16 protein-coding genes are annotated in these 19,854 nt (G+C 56.1%); 9 read left to right on the top strand and 7 right to left on the bottom strand.

The genetic code is table 11. From position 1 onward, the window contains the following. Positions 1 to 154: 154 nt before the first annotated feature. The gene (locus J1784_RS04035) at positions 155 to 1,942 is read right to left on the bottom strand and encodes a methyl-accepting chemotaxis protein (protein WP_217148130.1); all 1,788 of its coding nucleotides are present in this window, start codon (positions 1,940 to 1,942) and stop codon (positions 155 to 157) included. On the opposite strand from J1784_RS04035, the gene J1784_RS04030 reads away from it, so the two are divergent. Next, a complete protein-coding gene (locus J1784_RS04030; protein ID WP_217148129.1) occupies positions 1,941 to 2,099 on the top strand; it encodes a hypothetical protein in 159 nt (52 codons plus the stop codon). The two genes, J1784_RS04035 and J1784_RS04030, sit on opposite strands and share 2 nt — an antisense overlap. 24 nt (positions 2,100 to 2,123) lie before the next feature. Here the strand turns inward: J1784_RS04030 and J1784_RS04025 are convergent, their stop codons facing one another. Continuing rightward, positions 2,124 to 2,441: an Rdx family protein gene (locus J1784_RS04025; protein WP_217148128.1), complete on the bottom strand. Its 318-nt coding sequence runs from the start codon at positions 2,439 to 2,441 to the stop codon at positions 2,124 to 2,126. 49 nt (positions 2,442 to 2,490) lie between these two features. Beyond that, complete coding sequence (locus tag J1784_RS04020) at positions 2,491 to 3,393, bottom strand: LysR family transcriptional regulator (protein WP_217148127.1); 903 nt, start codon at positions 3,391 to 3,393, stop codon at positions 2,491 to 2,493. A gap of 122 nt (positions 3,394 to 3,515) precedes the next feature. Between J1784_RS04020 and J1784_RS04015 the strand changes: the two genes are divergently transcribed. The 5 genes from J1784_RS04015 to recD all read left to right on the top strand — a co-directional run bounded on the left by J1784_RS04015 (position 3,516) and on the right by recD (position 14,637). After that, entirely contained in the window at positions 3,516 to 4,613 is a 1,098-nt protein-coding gene (locus J1784_RS04015) for an NADH:flavin oxidoreductase/NADH oxidase (protein ID WP_217148126.1), read from the top strand. Between the two features lie 190 nt (positions 4,614 to 4,803). Next, entirely contained in the window at positions 4,804 to 5,316 is a 513-nt protein-coding gene (locus J1784_RS04010; protein ID WP_217148125.1) for an SRPBCC family protein, read from the top strand. Positions 5,317 to 5,444: 128 nt separating this feature from the next. Further along, a complete protein-coding gene (recC, locus tag J1784_RS04005; protein ID WP_217148124.1) occupies positions 5,445 to 8,906 on the top strand; it encodes an exodeoxyribonuclease V subunit gamma in 3,462 nt (1,153 codons plus the stop codon). Then, on the top strand, positions 8,903 to 12,589 hold the full coding sequence (gene recB, locus J1784_RS04000) for an exodeoxyribonuclease V subunit beta (RefSeq protein WP_217148123.1): 3,687 nt from the start codon (positions 8,903 to 8,905) through the stop codon (positions 12,587 to 12,589). The genes recC and recB overlap by 4 nt, the downstream gene beginning before the upstream one ends. Further along, on the top strand, positions 12,586 to 14,637 hold the full coding sequence (gene recD, locus J1784_RS03995; RefSeq protein WP_217148122.1) for an exodeoxyribonuclease V subunit alpha: 2,052 nt from the start codon (positions 12,586 to 12,588) through the stop codon (positions 14,635 to 14,637). Before recB ends, recD begins: the two co-directional genes overlap by 4 nt. Before the next feature lie 20 nt (positions 14,638 to 14,657). Here recD and J1784_RS03990 read toward each other — a convergent pair whose 3' ends face one another. The 4 genes from J1784_RS03990 to J1784_RS03975 form a co-directional block, all read right to left on the bottom strand. Beyond that, on the bottom strand, positions 14,658 to 14,900 hold the full coding sequence (locus J1784_RS03990) for a hypothetical protein (RefSeq protein ID WP_217148121.1): 243 nt from the start codon (positions 14,898 to 14,900) through the stop codon (positions 14,658 to 14,660). 123 nt (positions 14,901 to 15,023) lie between these two features. Next, positions 15,024 to 15,131, bottom strand: coding sequence for a small membrane protein YniD (gene yniD, locus J1784_RS03985; protein WP_095923072.1), 108 nt, complete (start codon positions 15,129 to 15,131; stop codon positions 15,024 to 15,026). 24 nt (positions 15,132 to 15,155) lie between these two features. Then, positions 15,156 to 15,305, bottom strand: a complete 150-nt coding sequence (locus J1784_RS03980; RefSeq protein WP_162940735.1) for a hypothetical protein — start codon at positions 15,303 to 15,305, stop codon at positions 15,156 to 15,158. Positions 15,306 to 15,402: 97 nt separating this feature from the next. Then, positions 15,403 to 16,647 carry an MFS transporter gene (locus J1784_RS03975; protein WP_217148120.1) on the bottom strand — a complete coding sequence of 415 codons (1,245 nt, stop codon included), beginning with the start codon at positions 16,645 to 16,647 and terminating at the stop codon, positions 15,403 to 15,405. Between the two features lie 114 nt (positions 16,648 to 16,761). On the opposite strand from J1784_RS03975, the gene J1784_RS03970 reads away from it, so the two are divergent. The 3 genes from J1784_RS03970 (at position 16,762) to J1784_RS03960 (ending at position 19,848) form a co-directional block, all read left to right on the top strand. Further along, positions 16,762 to 17,670 carry a LysR family transcriptional regulator gene (locus J1784_RS03970; RefSeq protein ID WP_120507337.1) on the top strand — a complete coding sequence of 303 codons (909 nt, stop codon included), beginning with the start codon at positions 16,762 to 16,764 and terminating at the stop codon, positions 17,668 to 17,670. A 16-nt stretch (positions 17,671 to 17,686) separates the two neighbouring features. Beyond that, on the top strand, positions 17,687 to 18,178 hold the full coding sequence (locus J1784_RS03965; RefSeq protein ID WP_217148119.1) for a GNAT family N-acetyltransferase: 492 nt from the start codon (positions 17,687 to 17,689) through the stop codon (positions 18,176 to 18,178). A gap of 107 nt (positions 18,179 to 18,285) precedes the next feature. Next, positions 18,286 to 19,848, top strand: coding sequence for a diguanylate cyclase (locus J1784_RS03960; RefSeq protein ID WP_217148118.1), 1,563 nt, complete (start codon positions 18,286 to 18,288; stop codon positions 19,846 to 19,848). The last annotated feature ends 6 nt before the right edge of the window (positions 19,849 to 19,854 follow it).

Genomic DNA, 19,854 nt, shown 5'->3' with positions numbered 1-19,854 from the left:
GTATAGGTGCTATGATCGGCATAACTCAGTCCGGTTTGTGAGGGTTTGTGATGTTTGGCGATTGATCAGATCGCTCAAACCGGATTGAGTTCCCTTCAGTGATCTACTATTAAGCGCAGCTATTTAGGGTAAATATCATACTCAGGCGGCGTGATTACACGCGGAAATGCCCGACAGCCACGGCCAGACCGGTTGCCTGTTCCTGCAATGCCGACGCGGCGCCGGTGGACTGCTGAACCATGGCGGCGTTCTGCTGGACCATGCCGTCGAGCTGCGTGATCGCGCGGTTGATCTCATGGATACTTTGCATTTGCTCTTCAGAGGCGTGGGTGATCTCCAGCATCACATTGCTGACATTCGACACGTTGCTGACGATTTCACTCATGCTGTCACTGGCCAGCCGCACCTGCGCCGAGCCGGATGCCACGCTGCTTACGGTGGATTCGATCAGCACTTTGATCTCCTTCGCCGCCTGCGCACTGCGTTGTGCAAGACTGCGCACTTCGCTGGCGACGACCGCAAAACCGCGTCCCTGTTCACCGGCACGAGCGGCTTCGACCGCTGCATTCAGTGCCAGAATGTTGGTCTGGAACGCGATTCCGTCAATAACGCCAGTAATATCCCCGATTTTCGAGGAAGCTGTTTCGATGCTTTCCATCGTCGTGATGACCTTCGTCACCACTTCGTCACCACGCATTGCTGCTTCCGACGCTGTTCTCGCAGTGTTGGATGCCTGTTTGGCAGAACTTGCCGACTGAGAAACGGTTGCCGTGATTTGTTCCAGCGACGCCGCAGTCTGTTGCAGGCTGGCCGCAGCGGATTCGGTTCGTCCCGACAAATCATTATTGCCAGCGGCGATTTCATCGGCGGCAATTTTGACGGATTCGCTTGTGGTGCGGATTTCCGACATTACCTTACTGAGCTTATCGACGAAAGTGTTGAAGGCGTGCGCGATTTGCGTCACTTCATCGTGCCCGTCAGTCGGCAGGCGCTGTGTGAGGTCATCTTCACCGGAACTTATCGCGTTGAGCGTATCGCGCACCACAGACAGACGGTGGAAAGATTTGCTGATAATCAGCCCGATAATGGCGGCTGAAATCAGTACGATCACAATCAGCGTGATCACCGAAGAAGTCAGCAGGGATCGCATACCGGCTGTCGATTCTTTCTTATCCTGCGCCACCAGCGTATACCATTCCGTGCCTGCCACCGGCATGGCACGAACGCGTTTCACCGCGCCATTGAGCTCAATATCCAGCGGTGAATTCGCCGCAAACAGCGCCGGTAAATTGATGCCTTGTGCAAGCGCAGAGAAGGGTTTCAGCGCCAGACTGGCATCAGGATGCGCAATGATAATGCCGGATTTATCCACCAGCATGCCGAAACTGCCGGGCGTCGGGTGAATGGTGTTGACGTTATTCACCACGCTGTCCATTGATACATCACCGGCCACAATCGCTTTCAGGGTACCGGACTCTATAACCGGTACTGCGAAAGTGACCACCAACTTACCGGTTCCGGCATCAATATACGGCGGCGTGGCAACCGGATGTCCGGCCTCAGCTGCCTGCGTATACCACGGGCGACCGGTCGGGTCATAATCCGTGGGCACACCGGTCGGATCAGAGAACTTCGCGGTTTTGTTGGCATAACCGATATAGACGTTAGTAAATCCGCCTGCACTGGCCATCTGTTTGAGCACCGGGATCGGATCTTCCGACATGGCGACCTGTTGCAGTGAAACGATCATCCCTGTTTTAGAACTGACCCAGTCGCTTATCCCTTGCGTGTGGCTGGACGTCAGGGCGTTGAGCGTACTGTCTGTCGCCTGACGGTTGTATTTGTTTGCAACGGTGTAACTGAGGAACGTATTGATAACCAGCGAGCACGCTACGATGGCGATACAGGCTGTGATAATGCGCGAGCGGATAGTCTTTAACATGGGCGTTTCCCTGGAAGGAATCTTAAGCTTCAGGTATCGGCAGGAAGGTAAAAAACTTGAAGTGAGTCACAAAAAAGAGCGGTTTGTAGGGGTAGGGGCGGTTTTTGATATATTTCAGCTCGGAAAGCGGGCGTTTCTGAGCATCGCCCGCTATTAAATTACCGGTGCTTTGGGGCTGTCGTCAGGTTGCCGAGCCTGTCTGATCGTCCTCACCAATCTTCTTCTTATCCACATGCCCGAGCGATCTTTCCGGGAAGCAGATATCGCGCACGCGCTGTTTGAGCGGTGCGGCGTCCGGAAAACCGCCATCGCGTTTACGCTCCCAGATAATCTCGTAATCGACTTTAATCTCGTAGATCCCCCCGGTGCCGGGGACAAGGGTCACGGATGCAAGATCGGTGCTGAACGAATTCAGCAGTTCCTGCGCCATCCACGCGGCACGCAGCAGCCAGTTGCATTGAGAACAATAGGTGATGGTGATAGCTGGCAATTTTTCCATGGTTTGAACCCTTTTTAAGACGGTTTTAATGTAGTTTCAGAAAGCGTCATTATTGTTCACGACAGACGTCAGCCAGTAGCTGTCTCAGCCACTGATGTGCAGCAGAAAGATGCGAACGCTCATGCCACGCGGCAACTTTCGTAAAGCCGGGAATGTCGAGCGGAGGGGGCATGACTTCCAGCCCGGCGGCGTCGCGCACCAGGCGTTCCGGTACGACGGCAATCAGATCTGTGGTCTGCAATACCGGCGGCAGCACCAGAAAACTGTTCACCGACAGCACCACGTTGCGCTTTTTGCCCAGCGCCTGAAGCGCGGTATCCGTCACCCCGGCAAAATTTTCGCCGCTCAGTGACACCAGCGCGTGGTCGAACTGACAAAAAGTATCCAGCGAAATCGAGCCTTTATTCAGCGCCGGATGGCCTTTGCGCAGAGTACACACGTACCGTTCATCGTACAAATGGCGGATATGCAAATCAGGCGGCGTTGTCTCCGGCGTTAGCAGCGCGAGGTCAATTTCACCGCGCTCCAGCCGCCCCTGAATGGTCGTATCCTCAGCCCGCTGAACCGACAGATGAATGCCCGGTGCCAGCTTCTGCAACAGAGAAAAGAAGGGCACGATAATCACGCTGAGCGCGTAATCGGTGGCGGCAAGGGTAAAGGTCATCTCGCAGTCAGCGGGCACAAATTCTTCCGGCTGCAACAGCGCGTCTATTTGCGCCATCAATTGTTTCACCGGTTTAGCCAGCGCCAGCGCACGCTCGGTCGGCACGATGCCGTAGCGCGCACGTACAAATAAAGGATCATCAAAACTTTCCCGCAGGCGCGTCAGCATGCTGCTCACGGCGGGCTGCGTCAGGGAAAGACGTTCAGCGGCGCGGGTTACGCTGCGCTCATCAAGCAGCGCATCAAAAGTCTTTAGTAGGTTGAGGTCGAGACTCTTCAGATTGCGCATGAGCAGGGCACCGATTGAGTTATAACGAAAGATGATAGGCACTATAATATTTCTATACTTCTGCTTATAGCTCTTTGGCAGCACTCTGTGTGCTGAATGCGCCAATCCACCGAGGAAATATTATGTCTGCACTGTTCACGCCTTTTACGCTCAAAGACGTCACCCTGAAAAACCGTATTGCTGTTCCGCCGATGTGCCAGTATTCCGCCACTGACGGCGTGCCGAACGACTGGCATCATGTGCATTACACCACGCTGGCACGCGGCGGGGCGAGTCTGGTGATCGTCGAAGCAACAGCGGTTTCGCCGGAAGGCCGGATCACCCCGGGATGTCTGGGGGTCTGGAACGACGAACAGGCCGCTGAACTGGCGAAAATCGCCAAATCCATCAAAGCCGCAGGCGCAGTGCCGGGGATCCAGATCGGTCACGCAGGCCGTAAAGCCAGCGCCAATCTGCCGTGGGAAGGGGATGACCATATTGCAGAAGGCGATTCGCGTGGCTGGGCAACGATTGCGCCCTCTGCCGTTGCGTTCGGCAAACATCTGCCAAAAGTGCCGAAAGAAATGACCAAAGCTGATATTCAGCGTGTAATGGCGGATTTTGTTGCCGCCGCAAAACGTGCCCGCGATGCCGGTTTTGAATGGCTGGAACTACATTTTGCCCACGGCTATCTGGCGCAAAGTTTCTTTTCCGTGCATTCGAACACCCGTACCGACGAATACGGCGGTGACTTCGCCGGTCGCAGCCGTTTCCTGATTGAAACTTTCGACGCAGTAAACACCGTCTGGCCGAAAAACCTGCCGATCACCGCGCGTTTTGGCGTAATTGAATACGATGGCCGCGACGAAGAAACGCTGGCGGAATCCATCGAACTGACGCGCATCCTGCGTGAGAAAGGGCTTGATATGCTCAACGTCAGCGTTGGATTCTCGACATGGGAAGCGCAGATACCGTGGGGTGCCGGTTTCCTGGCGCCGGTATCGCGTCGCGTGCGTGCAGAAGCCGGTTTACCGGTGGCCAGTTCATGGGGCGTGGCTTCCGCGCAAATCGCCGAGCGCTGCATCAGCGAAGAAGATATGGATCTGGTCATGATTGGCCGTGCAATGCTCGCCAACCCGCATTATCCGTATGCGCTGGCGAAAGAACTGGGCGAAGATAATCCGTCATGGGTTCTGCCTGCGCCTTATGCACACTGGCTTGAGCGTTACAGCATCAGCTGATAATCGTTGTAGTTCAGGTAGTTAACTCACAGGCAGAAGTTTTCTTCTGTCTGTTTTTTTGCCCTGCATTTAGATATAAAAATACGACATATCTATTATCACAAGTGGTGATTTCCGTAATATCTCGGTGAGACGTATTCTTTGTGAACACCAGCCAGCAGGCTATTCCACAGAAATAAAGGAAACACACATGAATGCAATCAACTGGCCTGAAAGCTATATCCCCGGCGAAACCGACAACTTCGCGTCTAACGAAATGATCATCACCGGCCTGACCGTTGAAGAGCTCTGGGCACAGCTTGATAACACCGCCGCATGGCCTGTTTACTACAGCAACGCGTCTGATATCGCTTTTCACGACGGCAGCGGGCCAGGCCTGAGCGACGGCGCAAGATTTCGGTTCAGCACTTTCGGTTTTCCTGTCGAAGCGCAGGTTAACGAATACGTCCCGCCGGTCAAAGGCCAGCCAGCGCGCATGGCGTGGCACGGCTGGGCAGAAGGCGATGCCGAAACCCGGCTCGACGTGCATCACGCGTGGCTGATTGAAGAACTTTCCGGTGGCCGCGTGCGTATCCTGACGCAGGAAACCCAAAACGGAAAACCGGCACGCGAACTGGCGGTAACGCGCCCTAATCCGATGATCAACGGTCATCAGGAATGGCTGGACGGGATGATCGGGGCGGCGAGGAATGCGCGCGGGTAATTTTCAGGGCGTTACATTTTGCTACTAGGCTGGCCGCAAGCCCCGCCTCTTTTCTTTTCTGTCCTTTCAATCCTTTCCAAATCAACGCAAAATCTGAACCCTGACAGGCGATAACAAGGGATGCGGGCGTGAATTCAGGTTTGATGGTGTTACACGGAAATCACTCAGAAGCGCTGAGGGACGTGCTGGTCTCGTGGATGGCGGCGCATCCGCTGTCGCCGCTGGAAAATGAAGTGATTCTGGTGCAGAGCAACGGTATCAACCAGTGGCTGAAACTGGCGCTGGCGCGCGATGTGGCTGAAGGCGGTTGCGGGATCGCGGCGGCGCTGGATATCAAATTGCCTGCGCGTTTTTTCTGGCAGGTTTACCGCGCGGTGCTCGGCAAAGAACAGGTGCCGGAATCGTCGCCGTTTGACCGTCCGCTGCTGACCTGGCGTCTGATCCGCCTTTTGCCTGAACTGCTTGCCGAACCGGTATTTGCGCCGTTGGCCCGCTTCTTAAAAGATGATGGCGATATGCGTAAACTGCATCAGCTGTCGCAACGTCTGGCCGATTTATTCGACCAGTATCAGGTTTACCGCGCTGACTGGCTGGAAGACTGGGGCAACGGATTGGATGTTCTGCGCACCAACCGTCAGGGCAGCGAACCATTGCCGGAAAATCTGCTGTGGCAGCCACAATTATGGCGCGCGCTGCTGGCGGATGTGCCTGAAAACGAGCGCAGTACCAGCCGTGCTGCGCTGCATCAGCGGTTCCTGCAACACGCGCAAACCCTTCCTGAAGACCAGCGTCCTGCCGGATTACCCGCCCGGCTGGTGGTATTTGGCATATCTTCGTTACCGCAACAATCTCTGGAACTGCTGGCAGTGCTGGGCCGCTGGACACACATTTTTATGTGCGTGCATAACCCGTGCGAGCATGACTGGAGCGACATCATCGCCGATAAAGATCTGCTGCGCGCAGAACGCAAACGCCAGTTACGTAAGCCGGGTATGCCGCAGGACATTACCGAAGATGAACTCCATCAGCATGCCCATCCGCTGCTGGCGGCGTGGGGTAAGCAGGGGCGCGATTATATCGGCCTGCTGAATGAATATGACAACCACGAATCCTATGCCGCGCAGCTCGCGCCGGTGATCCCGCGCATCGATCTCTTTACGTCGAACGGTACCGATACCCTGTTGCATCAGTTGCAGGAGGATATTTTGCAGCTGCGTCCGCTGGCGGAGACGATCGATGAATGGCCCGCTGTCGATGTTGAGCACGACGATTCCCTGCGTTTCTATATTACTCACAGCGCCCAGCGCGAAGTGGAAGTGCTGCACGATCGCCTGCTGGCGGCGCTGGCAGCTGATCCGACGCTGAAAGCCCGCGATATCATCGTGATGGTGCCGGACATCAACGGGTATGCGCCGCACATCCAGGCGGTGTTTGGCCTGATGGAGCGTAGTGATCCGCGTTATATCCCGTTCACGGTTGCCGATCAGGGGCCACGCCAGAACAACTCATTACTCGGCGCACTGGAAAGCCTGCTGGAACTGCCGCAGTCGCGTTTTGCGGTCAGCGATTTGCTGGATTTACTGGATGTGCCGTCGGTACGTCAGCGTTTTGCCATCGAAGAAGAACAGCTGCCGCTACTGCATCGGTGGATCCGCGCCGCTAACGTGCGCTGGGGGCTGCATGCGGAACAGCGTCAGAGCCTCGAACTGCCGTTATCGCCGGAACAAAACAGCTGGTTCTTCGGCCTGCAACGGATGTTGCTCGGTTATGCCGTGGGCAGCGGTGAAGCATGGGAAAACATTGAGCCGCTGGATGAAATCGGCGGGCTGGATGCGGCGCTGATTGGTCCGTTGTCGCACCTGCTCAATTGCCTTGATGACACCTGGCGTCAGTTGCGAGAACCTGCACCGCCGCAGGTGTGGGGCGAGCGTCTGCGTAATATCCTTTCCCAATATTTTGCGGAAGATGATGGTGAAGACGGTTTTATTCTGGTGCGTCTGCATGGCGAGCTTGAAACCTGGCTTGAAGCCTGCGAAAGCGTGGATTTACAGGCCGAATTGCCGCTGTCAGTGGTGCGCGATCACTGGCTGGCTCAGTTCGACCAGTCCGGCCTGACGCAGCCGTTTTTCGGCGGCGCAGTCACGTTTGCCACGCTGATGCCGATGCGCGCAATTCCGTTCCGACATGTTTACCTGCTGGGCATGAACGACGGCGATTATCCGCGTAACCGTGTGCCGATGGATTTCGACCTGATGGGACGTGATTACCGGCCAGGCGACCGTTCGCGCCGCGAAGATGACCGTTATCTGTTCCTCGAAGCGCTGCTTTCCGCGCGCGAACGTTTACACATCAGCTGGGTCGGACGCAGCATTCATGACAACACCGAGCGGCCACCGTCCGTGCTGGTGGCGCAGTTGCGTGACCATCTGGCGGCAGGCTGGAAAGCGGAAGACGGCGAAGATTTAGTACATGCGCTGACCGTTGAGCATCGTCTGCAACCGTTTAACCGCGACTATTTTAGTCAGGAAAGCACACTGTTCAGCTATGCGCACGAATGGCGCGCAGGACTGGAAGCGGAAGCCGCCGCCGTTGCCACACAACCGCTGCAACCGGTGGAACAGGAAGGCGCACTGACGCTGCGTCAGCTGTCTGATTTTCTGTCAGATCCGGTGCGCAGTTTCTTCCGCCAGCGGCTGAACATCTATTTTGAGCTGGAAGATCCCGGCAGTGAAGATCAGGAGCCGTTCGACATCAATGCGCTGGAAAACTGGCGTTTGCAGGACGAGCTGATCCGCGCACAAAAATGGGCGCTGGAAGCGGGCGTTTCGCGTCAGGACATTTTACGCCAGCAGCTTGAGCGCATAGAACGGCGTGGCGAACTGGCTCCCGGCGAATTTGCAGCGGTGCTGAGTGAAGACTTGGCCGAGCCGATGGACACCTTGTTCGCCAGTTATCAGCAGGTGCTCGATGACTGGCCGCAACCGCTGGCTAACGAGGCGCTGGAATCTGAAACCGGCGGTGTGATGTTCTCCGACTGGCTGAGCGAACTGCGGGCAAATTCTGCGGGCGACCGTGCACGGGTGGTGCTGGAAAGTATTGGCATCATGACCAAAGAACGCAGTTACCGCTTCGACCGGTTGCTGCCGTATTGGGTGGCACATATCGCCGGTCATCTTGACGGAAAACCGATGCACACGTTGATTGTCAGTAAAAACGGCACCGCTGAATTGCCGCCGCTGGAGATTGAAAAGGCGCGCAATTTGTGGGAAACGCTGATTGAAACATGGAAAGCGGGGCAACTGCGCCCGTTACCGCTGGCCGTGAAAACTGCGTTTGTCTGGCTGAAAAAAGACGGCACGGAGCAAAGCGCGCCAGACAGTGATGCCTGGTTTGCCGCCCGTGACAATTATGAAAACCATGACCCGGCGAACATGAAATTTGGTGAGCGTGACAGCAACGCTTATCTGGCCCGCGCGTGGCCGGATTTCGCGGTGCTCTGGTCAGATGGCGAGTTCGCCCGGCTGGCGGATACGCTGCTGGCACCGCTGAGAAATCATCTTTCCCGCAGCAAAAAAGGAGCGAAGGAATGACGGAGCAGACGGTTCCATCCACCCTGAATGTGCTGAGTTTTCCGCTGACCGGCAGCCGCCTGATTGAAGCCAGCGCGGGGACTGGCAAAACGTTCACCATTGCCGCGCTGTACGTGAGGCTGGTGCTTGGTCACGGCGGTGATAATGCCTTCAGCCGTCCGCTGACGCCGCCGGAAATTCTGGTGGTGACCTTTACCGATGCCGCCACCAAAGAGCTGCGCGATCGTATTCGTGCGCGTCTGTCACAGGCCGCTACCTGTTTTCTGGAAGACCCGCATGATGTATCTGCGGGCGACGAATTTCTGCTGAGCCTGCGTGCGGAATATACGCCGGAGCAATGGCCGGGCTGTGCCCGCAAGCTGCAGCTGGCGGCGGAATGGATGGATGAATCCGCCGTTTCCACCATTCACGGCTGGTGTAACCGCATGCTCGGTGAGCACGCTTTCGACAGCGACAGCCTGTTTACCCAGACGCTGGAAACCGATCAGACCGAACTGCTGATGAACGTAGTGCGCGATTACTGGCGCAGTTTCTATTTCCCGCTCGGCGAAGACGAAATCCGCACGCTGCGTGGCTGGTGGCGCGCGCCGGAAGATTTACATCGCAGTGTGATGCCGTTGCTGGAATATGCTGAAGAGCTAGGTTCGGACGAAACGCCTGCGCAAGTTTGTGAAACGGTCAGTCAGCAGAAAGCGGCGGAACTGGCTGAGCTGAAACAGGGCTGGGCAGAATGGACGCAGGAGCTGCGCACGATCCTCGAAGGGGCTGTGGCGGCGAAAGTGGTTGATGGCCGTAAAATTCAGGCACGGTATTTTAATCCGTGGCTGGAAAAACTGTTCGCCTGGGCGACCAGCGATGAAGTTATGCCGGATCTGAAAACCGGCTGGGAGCGCCTGACGCCGGAAGGTTTAGCCGAATGCTGGAAGCAGGGCGAACCGCCCGCACATCCGGCACTGAAGGCGATGGAAACGCTGAAAGCGCGTCTGGAAAGTTTGCCGGATGCCCGCAGCGGATTACTGCAACACGCCTGCCGCTGGATCCAGAAGCGTTTCGACGCCGAGCAGCAAAAGCGTGCGCAGATGGGTTTCAACGATTTGCTGACCCGTCTGGATGTCGCCCTGCGCAGCGACAACGGTGCGCGGCTGGCGGAGATCATCCGCACGCAATTCCCGGTGGCGATGATCGACGAATTTCAGGATACCGATCCGCTGCAATACCGCATTTTCGACACCATCTATCGTGTGGCAGAAAATTCACCGGAGCAGGGACTTATCCTGATCGGCGATCCAAAACAGGCGATTTATGCGTTTCGTGGTGCGGACATTTATACCTATCTGCGCGCCCGTCGTGATACCGGCGGTCGCCACTACACGCTGGCGACCAACTTCCGCTCTACCCGCGCGATGGTGGCGGCAGTAAATGAAGTCTTTGAATTAGCGGAAAACCGCCGCTCCGCCGAGGGCGCTTTCCTGTTCCGCCACGGTGGGGAAAATCAGGTGCCGTTCGTGGCGGTGGACGCCAAAGGGCGCGCCGACACGCTGGTGATCGACGATGTCGAAGCCACTGCGCTGACGTTGTGGTATCCGGAAAATCAGACGGAAACGTTGCCAAAATCGCAATACGTTCAGCTGATGGCTGAGGGCTGTGCGGCAAAAATCGTCCAGCTGCTACGTCTTGGCCAACAGGGCTCTGCGGGTTTTGGTCAGCCCGGTGAAATACTAAAACCGGTGATGCCGGGGGATATCGCGGTGCTGGTGAATACCGGTCGTGAAGCGGCGGCGATACGCCTGGCGCTGTCAAAAAGTGGCGTGCGCAGTGTTTATCTTTCTGATAAAGAATCGATTTTTGAAAGTGCGCAGGCGGGTGAATTGCAGTACTGGCTGGCGGCCTGTGCCGCACCGGAAAACGACCGTTTGCTGCGAGCGGCCTTGGGCACGCCTTCGCTTAATCTGAGCTGGGAAGCGCTCGACAGGCTGAATCAGGACGAAAACGAGTGGGAACGCTACGTTCAGCAGTTTCAGGCGCTGCGTACCTGCTGGCGCAAGCAGGGCATTCTGCCGATGCTGCGTCGCCTGATGTGGGAATTCGACGTGCCGCGCCGTTTGCTTGGTCGCGGTGACGAACGCGCGCTGACCGATCTGCTGCATCTTTCCGAACTGCTGCAACAGGCCAGCGTGCAGCTCGATGGCGAACATGCGCTGATCCGTTATCTGGCGGAACAATGTCAGGATGAACACCAGGGCGGCGATGCCCGCAAACTGCGTCTGGAAAGTGATGCGGATCTGGTAAAAGTCGTCACCGTGCATAAATCCAAAGGACTGGAATATCCGCTGGTTTTCCTGCCATTTGCCTGTGCATTCCGCGCAGTGAAAAAACAAGATTCACCGCTGAAATGGCATACGCCGGAAGGTGAGCTGGAAGTGGCACTGAGTGCGTCCGACGAACAGCTGGCGCTGGCAGACCGCGAGCGTCTGGGTGAAGATCTGCGTAAGTTTTATGTGGCGCTGACCCGTTCGCGTTACGCGCTGTGGCTGGGTATGGCTCCGCTGAAAGAGTTTGAAAAAGGCGCACCGGGCTATCTGTTTAACGGCGGCGAGGCGATCGATGCTGAAGCGCTGCCCGCCAGTTTGCAGGCGCTGGAAACTGAGCATATCCGCGCGTGGCCGCTGCCGGTTTCTGACGGGGCGGTGTATCGCAGCGAGCAGACGTTGCCGTCACTCGGGCCGCGTCCGCCGCTGCGCACGCACAAAGGGCCGCGCTGGTGGGTGTCGAGTTTCTCCGGACTGCAAATCGCACCGGCTGGCACGTACATCACTCCGGAAAACCTGAGCCGCGAGCCGCTCAGAGAAATCGAGAGCGCCGCGCAGGACAGTTATCTGGAAGATCAGAAAACACAGGTCAGTGCGAAAGATCCGCTCCAGGAGCTGTCGCTGCCCATGACCGGCGAGAATTTGTATGCGTTTCCGCGCGGTCCTGCGCCAGGTAATTTCCTGCACGGTTTACTCGAATGGGCCGGTGACGAAGGCTTTGCGGCGCTGGCGGCGGATCCGGAACGGATCGCTGATCAGGTCGCGCGACGCTGTAATACGCGCGACTGGGAAAAATGGATCGTGCCGCTGACAGGCTGGCTGACGGCGTTGCTGACACAGCCATTGCCATTGCCGGGCGGGAATACTTTTATACTTGCCGAACTGCCGCCTTATCAGGTCGAAATGGAATTCTGGTTCTCGCTGACCCGCGTGCCGACGCGACGCCTTGATAAGCTGGTTCATCAATACACGCTGGAAGGCGCGGAGCGTGCGCCGTTGCTGGCGGAAGATCTCAACGGCATGCTGAAAGGTTTTATCGATCTGGTGTTTGAGCATGACGGACGTTATTACGTGCTGGATTACAAATCCAACTGGCTCGGCGAAGACGCCAGCGGGTATGGTCAGGACAATATGACGCAATCAATGCGCGATCACCGCTACGATTTGCAGTTCTCACTCTATCTGTTTGCACTCCATCGCCTGCTGAAATCCCGTATACCGGATTACGATTACGACCGGCACATCGGCGGTGCAGTGTATTTGTTCCTGCGCGGTAGCCATGCGCCGGGTAACGGCGTCTGCGTTCAGCGGCCGGATAAAGCGCTAATGGAACAGCTCGACGCGCTGTTTAGCGGCGCGGAGGAACACGTATGAAAATCAAGAGCCGTGAAGAGCTTGCTCAACTGCTGGCGAGCTGGGTGGAATGTGGCTGGCTGCGCGAACTGGATCGGGCACTGGTAACATTTCTGGCAAAAGAAGCGCCGGATGCACATCCGCTGTTATTGCTGGCGACCGCGCTGACCAGTTACCAGCTGGGACGCGGGCACGTGTGTCTGGATTTGCAGGCCACGCTCGACGACAGTGCCTTTTCACTCTCACTGCCGCCGGAAGGGGATCACGCTGACAATGCCGTCATCCGCCCGGCGACAGTGCTGGATGACCTGGATTTGCAGGAATGGCTGGCGGCGCTGGCGCATCCGACGCTGGTCGGACACGGAGAAGGCAATTCCCCGCTGGTGCAGAGCGGGCAGCGCCTGTATCTGCGCCGTTACTGGCAGTACGAACAGAATGTGCGTGCAGCGATAGAACAGCGTCTGGCACGCAGCGCATTGCACACATTACCGGCGCAAACGTTGCAGGCTCCGCTGACGGCGTTATTCCCGGCGGCAAAATCCGCCACCGTCAACTGGCAGAAACTGGCCTGTGCACTGGCAGCGGGCAGCGCGTTCAGCATTATTACTGGCGGCCCCGGCACCGGTAAAACCACCACGGTGGTGCGTCTGCTGGCATTATTGCAAACGCTGGCGCTGGAAGAAAATGGCTCACCGCTGCGCATCCGTCTGGCTGCCCCGACCGGTAAGGCGGCGGCACGTCTGAATGAGTCGATTGCCGGTGCGGTTTCTAAGCTGGATCTCAGCGGTCTCGCTAATGGTGATGCGGTGCGCGGGAGTATTAATACGGAAGTGGTGACGCTGCACCGTTTACTTGGCAGTCGTCCGGACACACGACATTTCCGCCATCATCAGGGAAATCCGCTGATGCTGGATGTGCTGGTTGTGGACGAAGCGTCGATGGTCGATCTGGAAATGATGGCAGCGTTGCTGGCGGCGTTGCCAGACCCTGCACGTCTGATCCTGCTCGGTGATAAAGATCAGCTGGCGTCGGTGGAAGCGGGCGCGCTGCTCAGCGAGTTATGTCAGCGTGCGGCGGGTGGTCATTATCTGCCACAAACCCGCGACTGGTTGCAAATTGCGACCGGCGAGCAGATCCCGGATGCACTGGTCGATCCGCAGGGGACGGCGATGGATCAGGCGGTCGTCATGCTGCGCCACAGTTACCGTTTTGATGCACAAAGTGGTATCGGGCAGCTGGCCGACGCGGTAAATGAAGGCGATGTGAAAGCGCTGAAACAGGTCTGGAAACACGGGTACGCTGACCTCGCACAACTCACGTTAAGTGCTGACGATGACAGCGAACTGCGCAACTGGGTGGTGAAAGGAAGCGCAGAGCAGTTTCCTGCGGCAGCAAAACGCCAAGGTACCGAGCCACCGGTCGGCTATCAACATTATCTCAACGTGATGATCAAAGAGCGGCCAGCGGACGACGAACCGCCGGAAGCCTTTAACCGCTGGGCGACCAAAGTGCTGCTGGCTTACAGCCAGTTCCAGTTGTTGTGTGCCTTACGCGGCGGACGCTGGGGCGTGGAAGGGCTCAATCAGCGCATCGCTGAAATATTATATAAAGAAGGATTGCTCGAGGCGTCAGCCGGTTGGTATCCGGGGCGTCCGGTGCTGGTGACGCGTAACGATTACAGTCAGCGCCTGATGAACGGCGATATCGGTATCACGCTGGAAATTCCGCACCGGCTGGCCGACGGTTCCGTTGTGCCTACGCTGCGTGTGGCGTTTCTGGCCGGAGACGGGACGCAGGATATCCGCTGGGTGATGCCCGGACGTTTGCAGGCGGTGGAAACGGTGTTCGCCATGACGGTGCACAAATCGCAGGGCTCTGAATTTACCCATACCGCGCTGTTGCTGCCGGAGAATCTCAGCCCGATCCTCACGCGCGAGCTGATTTACACAGGTATTACCCGTGCGCGCCACTGGTTTAGCCTGGGATGTGTCGGAGGAGTGGATGCGGTGCTGCCGGAGGCCGTGAAGCGGCGGGTGTTACGTGCCAGCGGATTGATCGAAAGCGCGTAGGCGATGAAGAAAGTAAAAAATCAGTATTCGTACTCGTGAATTCTCACGGGTTTACGCAGAGCGCGGGCCTTGTTGCCCGCCACTTTGGTGGCTTTATCGGGGTCGCCTGCGACGAATTCCAGCGTCGGCGAGTAATAAAAAGGCAGCCAGCCGCCGTAGCCATTCTCCCACTCCCAGCGAACCGGGCAGGGCCACAGAATGTCTTCGTACATGATGTAATAGGTCCATCGCCCGTGCGGACGACGAGGTTTGCGGTTATTCATAAGCAGACGGTCAGACTCTTAAAAATCACTGAGGATATTCTGGCCCGCGTGGCGGAAGGTTTCAAGCCCCTGACCGGACTGATGCTTATTTAATCAGTTTTATAAGGGGGAATTTGCAAAACTTTACCCCCAAATCATCGCCGCCCAACGCAACAGCATCAATGCGCCGCAGATGCACAGCAGCACCACAACCATTTTCCAGTGTTTGGCCATCATCCTTTTCGTTACCATCATTCCTCCTGCCATCAGGGCATTTTAGTGCGCCATGTGCTCATCCACATAGTGAATAACCTGCTCTTTCAGTTCAGGCACCGCCTGATCCGCCAGCCATTCGAACGCCATCAGCAGCAGGGCTGCGGCGAGGATCACTGACAAAAGTATAACGGCTTTATTACGTGCTTCCATGGTTCTCATTGTTTCTGTTTTGCCTGTTTTTTAGTCTGCCAGAAAAAGTGGCCTCTGGCAGATATTCAGGCATCTGGTTCCGGAAAGGTTTAAGAAATTATACCTTTTCAGCCGTTTTGAAACTTTGATCCTGTTCCTGCTCGTTAGGAATTTGTGCTGTTATTGTATGGCGGGCACCGGGACGGAAACCGCGATTTTTAGCGCGCCAGGCGATGATCAGGCCGGCCGCCAGCAGAAGCAGCATCGTTTGCGGAAAAGCCTTAACACCAGCAGTTTCCAGCAAAATACCACCGGTTACGCCGCCGCCCGCAATGGCCAGATTCCACGCCACGACCACCATCGACTGCGCCATATCGGCGTGTTCACCGGTGGCGTCTGCAATCGCCGTTTGCAGTAACGTCGCCGCGCCGCCGAACGTCAGCCCCCACAGCGCCACACATACAACCACTATCAGAGGCGATTGACTGAAGAAGACCAGTGCCAGCGAAACCAGAGTGAACAGCAGAAGACTGAGCAACAGAGTCTGCCGCAAGCGCCGGTCAACCAGCAGACCGGTGATGCCAATGCCCGCCAGCGCGCCAATCCCAAAGACCAGTAATATCTGATCCGCCCGATCGCTAAGACCAGATAATTGCAGGAACGGCACAATGTAGGTGTACAGCAGGTTATGCGTCAGCATCCACAGCAGGATAACCAGCAAAATGCTGCGCACGCCGGGCATCGTGACCACATGACGCAACGACTGACGCTGGCTGGCGGCCTGTCCGGGATAGTCCGGCACTTTTCTGATAACCCAGACCACCAGAAACAGCGTCAGTGCAGACATCACCCCGAACGCCATCCGCCAGCCGAGCAGCGATCCCATCCAGGTGCCGAGTGGAACGCCTACCGACAGCGCCAGCGGCGTACCGACCATCGCCACCGATAACGCGCGTCCTTGTTGCTCAACCGGTACCATCCGCCGCGCATAGCCAGCCAGTAAGCCCCACGCCAGACCCGCGGCTGCACCGGCCATCCAGCGGGCAAACAGCGTAAGAATATAATGCGTGGAGAACGTGGTCAGGGTGTTGAAAACCAGAAACCCGACGATGGCGGTCAGCAACGCAGTGCGGCGGTTCCAGCCACGGGTCAGCGCCGCAAGTGGGATCACCGCCATCAGCGAACCAGCGGCATATAGCGTGATCAACTGCCCGGCCATAGCTTGCGAAATGTTCAGACCGGCCGCAATTTGCGGTAATAATCCGGCCGGAAGCGTTTCAGTCATGATGGCGATAAAACCGGTCAGCGCCATCGCCAGTAAAGCCGAAAGCGGCAGCGGGGATTTTTGGGCAGGGTTATTCATGGAGTCTCTCAGTTTCTGAAAAAGTTAAATTACGATAGAGAACTCCCTGTTGCGGAAAAAGTAGGGTAGATTTCCAGAGTATGCGGACGCTGATGTCCGTAATCGGAGGTGAGGGTGGAAAGTCTTAGCAGCCTGAATACGTTTGTGCATGTGGCGGAAACACGCAGCTTTGTCGCCGCCGGGCGGATCTTAGGGATTTCCGCGTCGGCGGTGGGTAAAAGCATTTCGCGGATGGAAACCAAACTGAATGTGCGGCTGTTTCACCGCAGTACCCGCAGTGTCACGCTGACGGCGGAAGGTTCGCTGTTTCTTGAGCGTTGCCGGCGCATTGTGGCGGAACTCGAAGCGGCAGAAAGTGAGCTGTCGCAACTGGCGGAATGTCCGCGCGGCAGGCTGCGGCTGAGTCTGCCGCAGGTCAGCACGCTGTTGTTGCCGGTGCTGGGCGAGTTTATGCGCCGTTATCCCGACATTGAACTGGATCTTGATTTCACCGATCGCATTGTTGACGTGGTGGAAGAAGGTTTCGATGCCGTGGTGCGAACGGGTCAGATGGCTGATTCACGGTTATCGATGCGCAAGCTCGGCACTTTCCATCATTTGCTGGTCGGCGCACCGGCTTACTTTGAGCAGTACGGCAGGCCTGCGAAACCGCATGATCTGGCCGATCACCGTTGTTTGCATTTCCGCTTTCCGAATAGCGGAAAACTCGAACCCTGGCCTTTGCCGGAATATCAGGATTTAGCGCTGCCGGTTTCGATGGTTTGCAATAATATAGAAACGCGTCATTGCTTTGCCCTGCAGGGCTTGGGCATCGCCTGTTTGCCGGATTTCAGTATCCGCAAAGAACTGGCCCGCGGGCAGCTGGTGACAGTGCTGGATGAGTACGTGAAGCGCAGTGCCGACTTTTTTATTTTGTGGCCGTCGGGCGGTTATATGACACCGAAACTTCGGGTATTGATCGACTTTTTCAGCGAGCGGGTATTCCCTGAAAACCCGGAGCTGGCACTGCTATGTCCTAATTAAACTGAGGGAGTGTGAGATGAGTCATTCTGTCTTAATTGAACGCTTTTCTGCCGCAGACCAGCGCGGCGTGATTGATGTGATTTTGCCGATCCAGAATCAGGAATTTGGCATTCCGATAAGCGAACAGCAGCAGCCAGATTTGCACGATATTCCGCGGTTTTATCAGCGCGGAACAGGCGATTTCTGGATCGCCCGCTGTGACGGAAAAGTGGTGGGGACGCTGGGCCTGAAAGATATCGGCAATGCACAGGCGGCGCTGCGCAAAATGTTTGTGAGCGCGCCTTATCGTGGCCGCGATTACAGCGTGGGGGCATTATTGCTGAAGGCGTTACTGCAACATGCACAGGCTGAAAAAGTGAAAGACGTTTTACTGGGCACGACCGATAAATTTCTGGCGGCTCATCGTTTTTATGAAAAGAACGGATTTCAGGAGATACCGGTATCTGCGTTGCCGGAAGCTTTTCCGCTGATGGCGGTAGACAGTAAGTTTTACCGGCTAACTTTCTGATGTTTTAACCGCCAGTAAAACCGCCCTGACTGCGGCATATCAAAATCACTGCCCCACATACTGCTATTCTCTGTATTAATTATGGTCATCAGCTCAACGGACAGAGAATGGATCAGCAGCGGCGGTTTGCATTTAATCTTAAGAGGCTGATATTGCTTCTGGCGCTGGTGAGCACGGTTATTACCTTGCTCAGCAGCTATCTGGCAATATTTCAGGTGGAAAAAAAACTTCTCATCGAATCGTCCTTACGGGCGAGTCAGTCGTATGCGACCAGACTGTCGCTGACGGCAGATCTGTTTTTTAATGCAGCACAAAAACAGGTGGCTTACAGCGCAGACTTGCTGGGCGATGAATTTGACAATATTGATGCCCTCACCGAAGAAGCCGACCGTTTGCATATTCAGAGCAAACGGTTCAGTTCGGTTCTGGTGGTAGATAAAACCGGCGTGGTGCGTGCGGCTTCGCGAAACTCAGCGGATATGGTTGGCATCAAACTGGTGTCCGACGCCAATACGGCGGCACTTTCCACCCATAACCCGGTACTCAGTTCGCCGTTTCGTACCGAACAAGGCAATCACATCATTGTCCTGTCAGCCCCTGTGCGTAATGCGCGTGGCGGCTATATGGGCTATCTGGCGACGGAAATCGATCTCAGTAAAAGCAGCATTGTCGATTCGCTGATCAACGCGCATAACTACCGCAAAGACGCCTACATCTATGTGATCGACCATGAAGGGGATGTGCTTTACCGCGCAGCGTCTGGCTGGATTGAAAGTGCGCCGGAAGGGCGCCTGAATAAAGCCCAGTTGGGTGATAAAACGCAGGGATTTGTGCGCATGAAAAACTTGCAGGGAGAAGAATCTCTGGTCGGTTTTTCGACAATGGACGTGGCGGGCTGGACCGTTCTGGTGCTCCATCCTGCGCAGGCCGATGTTATTTTGTTATATCACGTGATGATGCAGGTTCTGTTTTATACGCTGCCAATCGTGATTCTGGTCTTTATCGGCATCTGGTTACTGACACGTTATATTTCGCGGCCACTTCGTCAGCTGGCATCCAGGGCGGACACCATGGATTCCAAGGACGTCTCCAAAGAAATTGAGCAGGTCAACGCCTGGTATTATGAATCGTCCAAGCTGAAGACCGTGATGTTGCAAGGGATCCGCCTTTTGCATCAGCGCATCGAAAAGCTCAGTACCGAAGCACATACCGACCCCATGACCGGCCTGCTGAACCGGCGTGGTTTTTATGAGCTGGTGGATAAACAGCTGACAGAATCCGCACGGATAGCGGTTATTACGCTCGATATCGATCACTTCAAGAAGATAAATGACACCTACGGTCATGATGTTGGTGATGTGGTTATCACACAGCTGGCGCAGCTGATTCTGGACAGTTCAAGGGAAGGAGATTTGCTGTGCCGGATGGGCGGCGAAGAGTTCCTGTTACTGTTGCCCGGCGCATCAGTGACGCAGGCCATTCAGCTGGCAGAACGTTTGCGACGACAGGTCGAGTCCCGGCATTTTGACGGTGCGGGAAATGTCACGATTTCGCTGGGCGTCACGCATTTCTATCCTGAGAGGGATAATATTGACGGCGCACTAAAAACGGCGGACAAAGCGTTATATCAGGCGAAAAATGAGGGGCGTAACCGGGTTATAAACCTGTAATTACGA

Source organism: Rahnella ecdela (genome assembly GCF_019049625.1).
In the GTDB taxonomy this organism is placed as follows: domain Bacteria; phylum Pseudomonadota; class Gammaproteobacteria; order Enterobacterales; family Enterobacteriaceae; genus Rahnella; species Rahnella ecdela.
Note: the sequence above shows the minus strand (reverse complement) of the source record. Positions and strands in the feature narration are given on the sequence as shown.

Excerpts from the sequence above, each read along its gene's own strand:
- J1784_RS04030 (WP_217148129.1), top strand. The coding sequence starts at position 1,941 with ATGGGCGTTTCCCTGGAAGGAATCTTAAGCTTCAGGTATCGGCAGGAA.
- J1784_RS04035 (WP_217148130.1), bottom strand. The coding sequence starts at position 1,942 with ATGTTAAAGACTATCCGCTCGCGCATTATCACAGCCTGTATCGCCATC.
- J1784_RS04025 (WP_217148128.1), bottom strand. The coding sequence starts at position 2,441 with ATGGAAAAATTGCCAGCTATCACCATCACCTATTGTTCTCAATGCAAC.
- J1784_RS04020 (WP_217148127.1), bottom strand. The coding sequence starts at position 3,393 with ATGCGCAATCTGAAGAGTCTCGACCTCAACCTACTAAAGACTTTTGAT.
- J1784_RS04015 (WP_217148126.1), top strand. The coding sequence starts at position 3,516 with ATGTCTGCACTGTTCACGCCTTTTACGCTCAAAGACGTCACCCTGAAA.
- J1784_RS04010 (WP_217148125.1), top strand. The coding sequence starts at position 4,804 with ATGAATGCAATCAACTGGCCTGAAAGCTATATCCCCGGCGAAACCGAC.
- recB (WP_217148123.1), top strand. The coding sequence starts at position 8,903 with ATGACGGAGCAGACGGTTCCATCCACCCTGAATGTGCTGAGTTTTCCG.
- recD (WP_217148122.1), top strand. The coding sequence starts at position 12,586 with ATGAAAATCAAGAGCCGTGAAGAGCTTGCTCAACTGCTGGCGAGCTGG.
- J1784_RS03990 (WP_217148121.1), bottom strand. The coding sequence starts at position 14,900 with ATGAATAACCGCAAACCTCGTCGTCCGCACGGGCGATGGACCTATTAC.
- yniD (WP_095923072.1), bottom strand. The coding sequence starts at position 15,131 with ATGGTAACGAAAAGGATGATGGCCAAACACTGGAAAATGGTTGTGGTG.
- J1784_RS03980 (WP_162940735.1), bottom strand. The coding sequence starts at position 15,305 with ATGGAAGCACGTAATAAAGCCGTTATACTTTTGTCAGTGATCCTCGCC.
- J1784_RS03975 (WP_217148120.1), bottom strand. The coding sequence starts at position 16,647 with ATGAATAACCCTGCCCAAAAATCCCCGCTGCCGCTTTCGGCTTTACTG.
- J1784_RS03965 (WP_217148119.1), top strand. The coding sequence starts at position 17,687 with ATGAGTCATTCTGTCTTAATTGAACGCTTTTCTGCCGCAGACCAGCGC.
- J1784_RS03960 (WP_217148118.1), top strand. The coding sequence starts at position 18,286 with ATGGATCAGCAGCGGCGGTTTGCATTTAATCTTAAGAGGCTGATATTG.